The following is a 12,872-nucleotide window of genomic DNA, read 5'->3' as shown; positions in this document are numbered from 1 at the left end:
AGTTTACTCGGGTGAAAAAGAGGTTCAGGCCACCAGCCCCTCGGCAGAGCCGGGAAGATGGAAGGCGGTGAGGATCAGATCGTCGGCATTGAGATCATGGGCGCTGATAATGACGATCTCATAATCGGCATCGCCATCGATATCGGTGACAAGCTGCAGCACATGATGGCCAGCATCGTCGTCGTCGATCATCTTCTTGTAGAGCTTGACCAGCGTCCGGTGCTCGTCTTCGTCAAGCGACAGCGAAGTCTCGCCATCGTCGAAATAGAGACGCCCCAGCTCCCGCTCCAGCCGTGACAGATCGACCTTGTCACCGACATTGAAGTCGCGGATCTCGTCAAAGCCATCGCCATTATTGTCGATCGAAGCGACAGAGCCGAAGACGAAGTGATCATCACCGCTCCCGCCATAAAGCACATTGACCGCAGAACTCGCCGCGATGATGTCGTTGCCCTCGCCGGCCACGACATTCTCGATCGAGGTCAGGCGGTCAGTTCCGATCTCGGCGCCGGTTGCCACACCGGCCTCAAGGTCGATGGAGAGGGCCGCAACGGCTGAATGCGCATCATAGGTGTCGGCACCTTCGCCGCCATGGATCACGTCATCGCCGTCGGAGGTGGATGCCACGGCCGGAGCAACCTCTTCTGGTTTGGATGGGTCCGGGTCAACAGTCCCAAGGCTGCGCAGGCTGAGCACTGGAAGGATACCAGCGACATAGACGTCATCGCCATCGCCGCCCACCACGACATCCGCGCCTGCACCGCCGCCGAGCGTATCGGCATCCGCGCCGCCATCCAGCACATCGTCACCGTCTTCGCCGGACAAGACATCGCGGCCGGTTTCACCGAACAGGCGGTCGTGCCCGTCCCCCCCGGAAAGCACGTCGTCACCCGCGCCACCGTTCAGGCTGTCGCGGCCAGCCTCGCCGAAGAGCACATCGTTTCCATCTTCCCCGAACAGCACGTCATCGCCATTGCCGCCGAAGATCCGGTCGTCGCCTGTGCCGCCATGCAGCACGTCGCGGCCATCGCCGCCGATCAGGAGGTCGTTGCCCGCACCACCGAGCACGAGATCGTCGCTCTCACGGCCATAAACGATATCGCCCCCGGCACCAGCATCGATCAGGTCCTTGCCCGGCGTGCCGATCAGCACGTCGTCGCCGTCAGTGCCGCTGATCTCGCGGTCCGGATGTTGGCGAAGATCGAGAAAGGCTTGGCCCTGGATCGTCGTCTTGCCGTCGCCAATCGTGAAGGTGAGCGTCACCATGCCAAGCTTGTCGCGTTCCGGCACGTAGATCCAGGCATCGCTGCCATGGGTGCGGATCTCCCCAGACGTGGCACGGATCGCAGAGATTTGCAGCTTGTCGCCATCGGGATCGATCGCTGCCCGCGCAAAATCGGCCCAGACAAGCAGCATGGAGAGGTTGACGAGGCCGGCACCGAGATAGACGGGTCCACGGGACAAGGGGGCGCGGTTGACCGGTGTCACAGGGGGTGTGGTTGGGCCACCATTGCCCGGCGGCGTGCCACCTCCGCCATTGCTGTCCGTATCATCAGGACCGCCCTCCGCTGGGCCCGGGTTCGCAGATGCACCGCCGCGGGAGCCAGTGAGGAAAGGCAGCCCGTTGCGGGGCGAGACGACCTGCGGAACGGAGAACTGGAAGCCATTGGCCGCGACATCGATGGAGACACCCTGAAACGGACGGCTGGCATAGGGCCCCTCCAGGACGAAGTCCTCGGAGTTGAAACGGATCGACGAATAGAGCCGCCTTGAGGCCGGCAGTTGCTCGACCACATCCTCGAAACGCTTCTGCAGCTCCTGCCAAAAGGCCGCGACATCGAAACCGGGTCCGAGGGGCGCCTCCTCGACGGCAGGGATCGGGTCCTCCTCCGGGGACGTTCCCTTCCCCTGATCGCCCAACTCAGCGTTGGGGGCCGGATTGACCGCATCGCGCAGGCGCCCAAGATAGGCACCAACCCCGATCGCCAGCACTGAGAATATGCCTGGTGAAACCAGCGCCCTGTCAACCTCGGGCTTCAGATCGAACTTGCGCGCTGGCGCCTTGGCAGCCGCCAAATCGCCATGGCCGAGTTTGACGCTATCGTCTTGGTCGAGTGTCGGACCGAACATCGCACCGCCTCCTCACTCTGCCGCCATGGGCATAACCCGCATCGGGCGCATCTTTTTCTCGGAGGTGTTGGCCGGGACCTTGATGATGTCTTCCTTTGGCCCGAACGACACGAGCTTGCCACCCTGGACGACGCCGACCATGTCGACCGCCTGAAGGGCACTGGGGCGATGGGCGACGATGACGACGATACCGCCACGTTCGCGCACCTTAACGATCGCCTTCATCAGCGCTTCCTCGCCCTCGGAATCGAGGTTGGAGTTCGGCTCGTCGAGCACGATCAGGAAGGGATCGCCGTAAAGCGCACGGGCAAGCGCGATGCGCTGCCGCTGACCTGCCGACAGTGCCTGTCCGCCAGGGCCGATCTGGGTCTGGTATCCGTTCGGAAGCCGCACGATCAAGTCGTGGATGCCGGCCGCCCGGGCTGCCCGGAAGATCATCTTGGCATCGGCATCCGGGTCGAATCGAGCGATATTGTCGGCAACCGTCCCGTCGAGCAGCGCCACGTCCTGCGGCAGATAGCCGATATTCTCGGTGAAGAAACGGGTTGGCCACTGCTTCAGATCCGCACCGTCGATCCGCACCGCACCGCGCAGCAGCGGCCAGATGCCGAGCAGTGAGCGGGCAAGCGTGGTCTTGCCGCCGCCGGAGGGACCGATCAGAGCCAGCGCCTGGCCGGCCATGAGCTGGAACGAGACATCGCTGAGAAGCACCGTGCCCGTCGTCGGGGCAACCGTTGTCATGCCTTCAACCACGAGGCCCTCGCTCGGTGCGGGCAGATCGAACTGCGTCTTCGGTTTGTCGAGCACGGCCAGCGTATCCTTGATGCGCGACCAACTGCGGCGCGCCGAGATCACGCCTTTCCACTGGGCGATCGCCTGATCGACGGGGGCAAGCGCGCGACCCGTCACGATGGACGAGGCAATGATCGCGCCCGCCGACATCTCGCCCTGGATCGTGAGGTAAGCCCCAAGCCCAAGCGTTGCCGACTGCAGCATCATGCGCAGCACCTTGGAGATCCCGGCAAAGGTCCCGGCAATATCAGAGGTCGCGGTCTGCGTATCGAGATGGCGACGATTGGCGCTTTCGAAACGGTCGAGCGCGCGTTCGGTCATGCCCATTGAATAGAGGATATCGCCATTGCGGACATTGTTGTCCGAAACCGTGTTGCGCTGGATCGAGGCCCGCGTCATTTCCTTGGCATGGCGACGCGAAAGAAGTTCGGCAGCGATCGTCAGACAGGCGAGGAAGGCGGCACCACCAAGCGTCAGCATGCCGAGCATGGGATGCAACAGCCAGACAAAGACCAGGTAAACCGGGATCCACGGCAGGTCAAACAGCGCGACCGGGCCGGCACCGGAGAGGAAGCCACGCACCGTATCGACATCGCGCCCGCGCTCGGAGGCTTCCGCCGTCGAATAGCCGAAGCGCGGCATGTCCATCACCACGCGATGCACGAGTGGCGCGATCTGCCGATCGACATTGGCACCGAAACGTACCAGAAGCTGCGAGCGGATAATGTCAAACAGGCCCTGGAACAGGTAGAGTCCAAGAGCAATGACCGAGAGCCAGACCAGTGTCGGAACGCTACCGCTGGTCAGCGCCCGGTCATAGATCTGCAGCATGTAGAAAGCGCCAGTCAGCGCCAGGATATTGATGATCCCCGACAGTCCAAAGACAAAACCGGTCAGAAGACCGATGCCGGACAGCTTGTAATTCGATGACTTGCTCATGACGCGCCCCAATCGGTAATCCAGATACGCTGCTCCTGTCCGCCCCCGCCCGGGGCGGACAGTCTGTCTTCGCTGCCCTTAGGAAACGCCGAGGAAGTCGTTGACCGTCAGGTTGTGGCGGCCATGCAGCAGGAGTTCGAAGTCCGAAGCCGTGTCGCCCTGCGTATTGCCGCGGATCACCGTGAACTCCTCGCCGTCGCGCACCTCATGCGTAATGGTCACGTCGCCGATCGCATCAATGGTCTGGCCTGCCTCGAGCTTCATCGAGCCCATGCCGGTGAAGTCGATCCGGTCGCCGGTTTGGAAGCCGTAGACCGTGTCACCATTGGCAACCGCTGCGGACGAGAACTTGAACACGTCGTCGCCCAGCCCGCCGTCGATAACATTGACTGCAGAAGACGCGATGATCGTGTCATGACCCGAACCGCCGACGAAACTCTCGAAACCGTAGAACGTATCGGAGCCCGTCGTCCCGCCGCTCACCGAGCCGCGCTGGTTGAAGCCATTGCCAAGGTCGACTGTCAGGTTGGCATTGGTCGCCGCATAGTCCAGCGTGTCGCGACCTGCTTCGCCGTAGTAGACGTCGTTGCCATCCGACAGCGTTGCAATCACAGTGTCGTCGCCGGCACCGCCCCAGACCCGGTCATCCCCGGCCCCACCCTCGATCACGTCATTGCCGCCATCGCCGAAGATCAGGTCCGCGCCGGCACCACCAAAGACAATGTCCGCACCTTCCCCGGCATGGACCTCGTCATCGCCGAGACCCGCATTGACGACATCATTGCCGTCGCCACCTGTCACGACATCGTCGCCGTCCTCACCGCGCAGAATGTCCGAGCCTCCCTGGCCGGCCAATACATCGGTCCCGGCACCGCCCAGGATCGTGTCGTCCCCGGATGCCCCCAAGAGTGCATCCGCAGCAGCCGTGCCGATCAGGGTGAGCGCAGCCACGGGAACAGGTGTCGGCGTCGGCGTGACGCCGCCATCGTCTTCTCCATCGCTATCGCCGTCACCGTCAGAGTCCCCGTCGCCATCCCCTTCACCGTCCGTGTCGCCGTCGTCTTCATCGTCGCCATCGTCGACACTTCCATCACCGTCGCCGTCGCCGTTGTCGCCGTCAGGGTCGGTCTGGCCATCGCCATCGCCGTCACCATCGTCTTCACCTTCACCCTCGCCGTCGCCATTGCCAACGCCGTCCTCCACGTCGGAGGAGAAGATATCCTCGGGCAAACCGGCCAGACCGGTATTGCGAGCGACGATGTCCGCGAAGTTCTGGCCATCGATGAAGTTCTCATAGAGATCGAAGTTGTCGAAGCGCTCTGTGTAGTAGAACCGGTCAGCTTCCTGCAGGCGGTCGAACTGCTCATGCAGAACGACCCAGAAGGTGTCACCGGCCATGCCTCCATTGAAGTGCTTTTCAGCCAGACCACCGACCCACAGGTCGACGCGGTCGATCCCCTTGACCAGCCCGGTGCCGTCCTCCTGGACTGCAACGATGTTGCCATTGATAGCCTTGAAAGCAGCGATCTGATCTGCCTGCAACACGAGGTCTGGATAGGCCGCCATGAACTGGGCGAGCACGACGTCGGTCAGGCCATTGCGCAGCTTGAAGTCCTGCCAGCTCGAATAGGGGTTCATCGAACCGCCATTGGCCTCCAGGAAATCGACCGCAAACTTCACATAGGGATCGGTCGAAGCCTTCAGGTCCGCCTTGACCTGATTCAGTGTACCGAGACCAACATCGCGACCACGAGCAACGTTGAAAGCGAAGAGGTCGCCGCGGATACGAACGAGGTCGTTCCGAACGGCATCCACAACGTTGAAGTCAACATCTTCCGCCGGCTGCTCGACGATCCCGGACAGAATCGCCCCTGTGCCAAGCTGCTCATATCCGGGCTGTGGATTATAGCCCATCGCCTGAAGTTGCTGCAGCTGCCCAGGCGTGAACACGTCATTGGTTGGATTCAGGAACGCATCGAACAGGTTGACCGAGTAGTTCTGCCCGTCCGGTCCCTTTACTGTCACGGTGTCGCCGATCAGCGAATGGCCGATGCGATAGACCGCGGCAGCGAATTCATGGCTGATGCTCGCCGTCGCATTTTCGTTATAGGCCTCGAACCCGTGGTCGCCATTACCCTGGATACCACCGATCAGCGCATCGGCGAATTCGGTGAAGACGACGCGCTGGTACTCGGCCTCGTTCACCATCTTGGCGGCCTGGAACAGCTCTTCTTCCGTCCCGACAAAACCGGCGTCCAGCAGCTTCTCGACATGGAAGTTGTGGTTGCGGGCCCAGATGGTGTGCATCGAGGTCAGCGTGAAGTTCTCGTTCGCACGACCATCACCACCGATATAGTGGTCGAGCGGGCTGATGATCGGATTGGCATCGAGCAGCAGCGCATGGCTGGAGCCCATGAAGTTGCCGGCAAGTGTCCGGACAATTGTCATGTCATAGCTGTTCGACGTGCTGTTCCACAGCGTGGGGTAATACTGGTCGATCGTCATACCAGACGTACCAAGGCCCGGTCCCTTGAAGACTGTGCCCGCTTCGCGGTGGTGGTCCAGCAGTTCGCGCAGGGTCGACATCAAGTGCTGGCCGGGTGCCGACGGATCAGCGGTCCCCATCAGGATATGAGAGCCGACGCCACCATGGCCGTCCGTTTCCCGCAGGAACTGACCAACGATCGTATTCGACCCATAGACCTGGTTCTGATCGACAAAGGGCGATGTCTTGTTGATGTGCTCAGGAACATCCGTCGCCGACTGGAGTGGCTCGGCAAGCGAGCCACGCGTGAGGTCGGTGAAGTTTGCAGCCGTCGGTCCGGGAATGTCGACACCGTCGATGATCACCTTGCCGGCCCCGCCCTTGGGCAGGAAGTCCAGCCCGTGGTCGAAATACTGGCCAAAGGCCATGAAGAAGATATTGGCCTGGTTCGGTGCTTTCGGCAGTCCGTCCTCCTGGTCACCCAGGATGTTGGAAATGGCGCGCGCATCAAGCCCATCAAAGATCGGGTTTAGCGCCCGATTGATGATGTTATTCTGGGCGTCAGTCACGACACCATCGCCATAACGGGCATCGGTGAGACGGATGAAGGGTTGATCGGCATTGCCAGAGGTCGGATTGGCAAGATTGTTGCCGGCGCCGGACAGGTCGCGAACGCCACCAGCCCCTTCCGTATCATCATTCCCTGCATAGGCAGGCAGCCCTTTGATCAGGTTGGTCAGCCCCTCGATATCGCGGGCCGTATATTCGAATGGACCGCTAGGACCGAGAATTGGAACGGTGGTGCTGCCACCATGATCGCTCGGCGGCGCAAGCTGCGGCACGTCGCCCGAGAAGGTGATCGAGTGCGTTCCGTTCGAGAGCGTCTTGGACCCGTTGCCGTTGACCGTCAGCGCATAGTCCGTCGGGTTTGCACCCGCAGGGATCTCGATCACATCCTGGGCACGCAGGGTTCCAAGGATCGTATCTTGGCCACCGGCCGAGCGGAACAGGATGCGGTGTGCAGATGCCAGATCCGAAATATCGGCCGTATCGTTGCCCTCCGAACCATCGATCGTGATGGTATTGAAGTTCAGGCTCGTCGGATTGAAGTTACCGATTGCAATGACCTGGTCATTGCCGGGACCGGTATTGATGATGATCTCCTCGATATTGTCGAGTTCCGCGATAACGTTGGCGTTGGTCGTACCGTTACGGGTGATGATGATCTCGGTGTTGACATTGAGGGGCGCGAAGGGATTCAGCACCAACCAATCGGCACGGGCGTAGATGCGGTAGGTTTCCGTCTGGTTGTTGCCGTTGACGACGAAGGTATCGTTGCTGCCAGCGCCGCCATCGACGAAGTCACGGCCGTCAGCGATACCGAATCCAGGGAACCCGGTGTTTCTGACGGTCCAAGAAATCACGTCATCGCCGGCGCCGCCATTCACCGTGTCGTTGCCGATCGCCCCGGCCAGAACATCAGCACCAGCAGTCCCATTGAGCGTTTCGCCGAAGACGGTTCCGGTAACGGTATCGCCCACGGCAGCAGTTGGTGTCGATGTCAGCGTTGTGACGGCGCCGCTTCCGTCAACATAGGATACGTCAACCCGCAAAAGGTTACCAACTTGCGCGCCACCGGGCGTGAAAGTTGCAGCCGTTGCACCGGCAATATTCGTCCAGGTCGCGCCATTGTCGACCGACATACGCCATTGGAAGGAGAAAGCGCCAAGTCCGTCCGGGTCCGCGATCCCCGACGTATCCACGGAAAGTTGTTGTGGCCTCGTGGGTGTCAGATCGGAAATCACGGGTGAACCGCTCTGACCTTCATTGACGTTGGAGACCGTAACGGCAAGTGCCTGTGTATCAATGGCAAGTCCATCGGATACTTGAACGACCACATCGTAGACATTGTTGGCACCGACATCGGTTGGAGCCTCAAAGTTCGGTGGCGCAAGGAATGTCAGGATCCCGGTGGATGGATCGATCGCAAACAAAGCAGCATCGGCACCCCCAGCAATTGAATAGGTGAGCACCTGGCCAGCATCCGGATCGTTGGCCGTTACGGTTGTCACGATCGAGCTGTTTTCTCCGACCGTGGTTGCCGCAGTCGCACCGCCGCCATTGGATGTAATCGAAGGTTCGCGATTGAAGAGCTCGGCGACTGATGCGTCACCGTCGGCGAAGCGAAGGGTCTCAATATTGCTCAGACGGTCCTGCCCGTCAGAATTGACCAGCCCAAGCGTCCCATCGGGATCGACCGTCACGTGCGTCACCGTCAGACTGCCATCTTCATTCAGTTCGAAGGCATAATTCGCCCGCACATCCGAATAGACGGCGACGTCAGTGTCACCATTCTGGCCGCCATCGACGATTTCACGGACGATTTCCATCTGCCCGGGAAGGATCGCACGATCGAGCAACAGTTCCGATAGCGTTTTACCGCCAAGGGCCGGGGCGGCATTCGTCGGGATTTCCCCGTTGACCAGCTGGGATTGAAGATAGATCGGTCCAGCCAGACTGTCTGCGGTATAGGTCGCGTTTGGCGTAGTGATGCGAATGCGAATGTTCAACCACTTGTCACCATCGATCACATCGTCGCCGCCACGGCCTTCGATTGTGTCGCTGCCGCCACCGCCGAGAAGAATGTTGCCGGCATCAAAGGCGATCTGTGCTTCGCGGGCTGCCTCGCCGACCGCATTCGTATTCTGAACCAGATCGCCGAGAAGTTCGCGAAGGCCGGAGATCCGGTCGATGCCAGCCTGGCTCAGGTGATGCTTGACCATCGTGTTTTCGGCACCGGCGAGGTTTGCGCCTGGTTCCGCTTCCGGATCAGGCGTCGAAGGGAACGCCGTGGAGCGATGATCCCCTTTGAGGAGATCGTTCGCCTTGTAACCGGACAGGCCTTCGACAGCGTCGAAGCGGTTGCGCAGGATATCCTGCTGGTCCGTGGTGAAGATCGGCGTGAGCAGGTCCGCATCCGCTGCTTTGGCCGTGCCCTTGTAGGCTGCCCAGTCATACCCCCACATGCCTTCATTGCGCATGACGCTCTCGCCCTGCACCATAATGTCGTCGCCGGATTCGGCATCAAAGTCGTGTTCGTTCTGACCAGCGAACATGACGTCATGGCCAAGGATCGTCGAGTTGAAGAACAGCTCGGAATTGTCACCGGCCGTCGTATCAAAGCCGTTGCCGCCCTCGATCCAGTCGTCGCCTTCATTGCCAAGCAGGAAGTCGCCGCCTTCGCCGCCGAGCATGAAGTCGTCGCCTTCCCCGCCGAACATTTCCTTGCCGTCGGGCCCGGAGATCAGAACGTCAGAGCCCTGATTGCCGAAGACCAGCGCAAGGCCGGAGCCGCCATGGACAACGTCATTTCCTTCTTCGCCCATGAGGAAATCGGTCTCGCCGATATCCGTGCCAGAATTGGTGATGATATCGTCGCCCTCGCCGCCATGGACCTTGTCGACGCCATAACCCGCTTCGATCCGGTCATTGCCGCCACGCCCCCAGACAGTGTCGTCGCCACCACCGGAAATGATCGTATCCGCCTGGTTCGTGCCCTGGATTAGGGCATGATCGAGGCTGTTGAACTGGATGAAGTTGGCGCCACGCTGCACCATTGGAGCCAGCGCGTTCTGGAACGGATCACTCCCCATCGGATCGGGACCGACCCACTTGCCCTGCTCCAACGGATCGACATAGAGCACATGATCGGGAACGGAGAATATGTCGCCCGGAACTGCATAGCCAGACTCGCCAATGTCCGTGTTGCGAATGACGAGTTCGGCCAGGGAGTTCGCTTCCAGCTCGTTCAGCAGGTTAAGGCCCTGTGTGCGTGACAGATAGTAGAAGCGATCTCCATTCTGCAGATTTTCAAGCTGGAGTTCGAAGACAAAGGAGAAAGTGGACCCCAGCATGCCGCCGAAGGCCATCTTCTTTTCGGCAAGGCCGCCAATCCAGAGATCGACATCGTTCAAGCCGCCGAGATCTGCATAGGCGCCTGTGCCATTGAGGAAGTCGAGACGATCAGCCGGCGCGCCTTGGCCACCGAAGACCAGCTTCATCGCCGCGTCGCGCCTTTCCTCCATCGTCGTGGCGCGACTGCCGGTCGGATTTTGCGGTGTCACCGCGGCAGGATCCAGCACCGTTGTAATCGAAGAATGCGTGCCATAAGCCGCGATGAAGTTCACGATCGAAGCCGGGTTCTTCAAGTTCATGCCGAAATCGACCCAGTTCTTGTAAGGGTCGAGCTGGCTATCGCCATTGGCGATTTCCTTGAACTGAGCACGCGCCGCATTCAGGCTCGGGATGCCGGTTTCACGGCCTCGGGCGATGTTGAGGGCGGCAAGGTCAAGCGGGATGCCGACCAGATGGTTGCGCAGAACGTCGGTGACAAATTCGTCGATCTCGTTGCCGACCTGACCGGTCATGCCGCGAATGACGGCGCCAGCCCCCTGCTCGGCCGTAACAGCGCCCGACGCATAGGCAATCGGGTTGAGGAAGGCATCGAACAGGTCCATGGAAGAACCGACGCCATCCGCATCAACGCTGTCGACCGTCTCATTCAGCATCGAATGACCGAAGCGATAGACGACATGGGCGAACTCGGCGAAGATCGCCGGATCGATGTCCATGGACGGATTGAAGACAAAGGCATCGACATCTGGCTGGATCTTCCGAGCAAATTCCTCAAAGACCAGATGCTGGTACTGCATTTCCGTGGTGAAGCGGGCGGCCTGGAACAGGCGCTCACCGTCCCAATTTAACGTGCCAAGATCCTCGGGCAATTCCTGAACGTCTGTCGCAAGCCACTCGTTCAGGAAGCCGAGATCACCGTTTTGCGCGGCCTCAATGGCGCGCACCTTGACCTGCTCCACCGTGTTGTTGTGTTCGGAATGGAAGATGTGGTGAACAGCGGTCAGGCCAATGTTCTCATTGCCGCGACCATCACCGGTGACAAAGTGGGCATCGAGCAGTTCATCGTCATAGGTCGTTGCCTGCCCGACGTTGTTGAGAGGAATGGCATTCCCGGCATCACCATCGGCATCTGCCATTTTGAGAATGGCGGCGGTTGATGGATTGCGATCGTGATCGACAAGACCAGGAACCGCATTATGCGCGATATCATCCAGGAAGGCGTGCCCGGTGAGAACTGCGTTGCTCAGGCTGATTGGCGCGTCGGGATTGCCTTCGACCAGGCCATTGGCGGTTATCAGCTGCGGGAAACCGTTGGGGCCGCGAATGAACTCACCGTAAGCGTCCATGAGGAAGAGCGGAACGCTTCCGACATATTCGTCCGAGAGGTCAATCCCCAGAATGTCTCGAGCCTGATCCTTCACTTCGCCCCAGGTTGCGATCCCCTTGGCACCTTCAAGCAAATGGCCTGTCGCGACCGGCTTGCCATCGGCATCGAGCTTGTATTCCCGCAGGAACAGCTGCTTTGAAGCCGTGGACGAATAGGTCTGGTTCTGGTCGACGAAAGGCGTCGTGAAATTGCGGGGCTGTTCCGGCGCACGGGTGAGCACCATGTAATTGGTGAAGCTGCCCGGAACATAAAGCGGGTCATCGGGAGACAGCGGAATGTAGATCTTATCATTGCCCCCCTTTTCGACCAGGTCGAGGCCGTGGTCGAAAAACTGGCCGAACAGCGTAAACCAGGAATTGTAGGGTGCCGAGAGGCCTTCGTCGGGCGCCACATTCTCAATCAGCACCGACGGACCGTCAAACCTGATGCCGTAGGTCGCTTCCAGATTGCCAGCGATCCCCGCAGTCGCCTCCGCGGCAAGCACGGCAACGGTCTTCTGCGTGGTGTTCGCAGCCTTTGCATCTTCGAGTGCTTCGTTGAAGTCTGCGCGAATGGCATCAACCGCCGCCATGATGTCGCCGGAATAGCCCGACTGAACCAGCGCCGTGTAAATGGCGGCCGGATTGGCCAATGTCTGGTCAACGATCAGGTTGGAGATCAGCCGCGGATCGGCGTCTGCAACCGCACCCGTGGGGTTATAGGCACTGTTCGATATCGTCGTGAAGCTCGGCCCCGCCTGGGAAAAGCCTGTGAACAGTCGGAAGGTATCGCCGTCGCTGACGCGCCAACCCTGCTCCAGCAACCGAACAAAGGGTTGGTCTGCGGAACCCCAATCCTCGCGCCCCTCCGCAAGGTTGTTGTAGCTGCCGTCCACCGTGCGCAGACCGTAGGGAACATGGTCAGCACTGATCGCCTGGGTTAGCCCAAGGCTGGTGACCGTCTGCTCGACATTCTCGATAACGATCCGCTCACCCGCGCTATTGATCGGGAAACCCTCCGCATCCAGCGTGTAGGTATTCCCCGCGGCATCGGACCAGATTTCCTTTAGGTCGGCGGAAAAACTACCCGAATGCGCCGTCGAATTCGCTTCGGCGATCTTGATCTGCTTCAGGATGAATTCGAGGTCGTGCTGATTGATGTGAACCATGACGCTTCGGGAAATCCCCGCCTCCGTGAGCTTGATCGGCGTTCTGACAGGGGTTTGTCAGGACTTTGTCAGGTTCG

The 12,872-nt window shown here is 60.3% G+C and carries 3 protein-coding genes; all 3 read right to left on the bottom strand.

Annotated features, from left to right (window positions below):
* Positions 1 to 24: 24 nt before the first annotated feature.
* Complete coding sequence (locus tag ACSV9I_RS09760; RefSeq protein WP_438328668.1) at positions 25 to 2,130, bottom strand: calcium-binding protein; 2,106 nt, start codon at positions 2,128 to 2,130, stop codon at positions 25 to 27.
* A 12-nt stretch (positions 2,131 to 2,142) separates the two neighbouring features.
* Positions 2,143 to 3,861, bottom strand: coding sequence for a type I secretion system permease/ATPase (locus tag ACSV9I_RS09755; RefSeq protein WP_438328667.1), 1,719 nt, complete (start codon positions 3,859 to 3,861; stop codon positions 2,143 to 2,145).
* 78 nt (positions 3,862 to 3,939) lie between these two features.
* Positions 3,940 to 12,795 (bottom strand): peroxidase family protein, encoded by an 8,856-nt coding sequence (locus ACSV9I_RS09750; RefSeq protein ID WP_438328666.1) that lies wholly within the window; start codon positions 12,793 to 12,795, stop codon positions 3,940 to 3,942.
* Positions 12,796 to 12,872: the final 77 nt, after the last annotated feature.

This window comes from Rhizobium sp. G187 (assembly GCF_051549525.1).
GTDB lineage: Bacteria > Pseudomonadota > Alphaproteobacteria > Rhizobiales > Rhizobiaceae > Allorhizobium.
The sequence above is the reverse complement of the archived record's forward strand: the minus strand, read 5'-3'. Positions and strand labels throughout refer to the sequence as shown.